Raw genomic sequence first — 324 nt, 5'->3', positions numbered from 1 at the left:
CTGGAGCCCAGGACGACTATGACCGAGCCGATCAGCATCACGGCGCTGGCCCTCCATCTGCCCCTCGGCCTGGAAGGGCTGCTCGGGCTCTCCCCGGCGGCCGTGCAGGCGGGCCCTCGGCTCGGCGCGATGCCCGCCGCGGACGCGACCCGGGCCCAGGCCGCCGCCAACGCGATCGAATCGAGGCACTCCGGCGCGTTCCTGGACCTGCCGATCGTCCCCAAGACGCAGCCCGCGAGCACGGCGAAATCAGCCCCGGCGACCTCCTCGGTCAAGGCGCCCGCTCCCGGGGACTGGCTCGGGCTCACCCCGATCTCGGGCCAG

1 pseudogene is annotated in these 324 nt (G+C 74.4%); it reads left to right on the top strand.

Going from position 1 to position 324, the window contains the following annotated elements:
* Positions 1-18: 18 nt before the first annotated feature.
* A pseudogene (locus G6O54_RS37170) lies at positions 19-324 on the top strand (hypothetical protein); the annotation flags it as partial.

This window comes from Aquisphaera insulae (assembly GCF_011064615.1).
GTDB classification, from domain to species: domain Bacteria; phylum Planctomycetota; class Planctomycetia; order Isosphaerales; family Isosphaeraceae; genus Aquisphaera; species Aquisphaera insulae.
The sequence above is the reverse complement of the archived record's forward strand: the minus strand, read 5'-3'. Positions and strand labels throughout refer to the sequence as shown.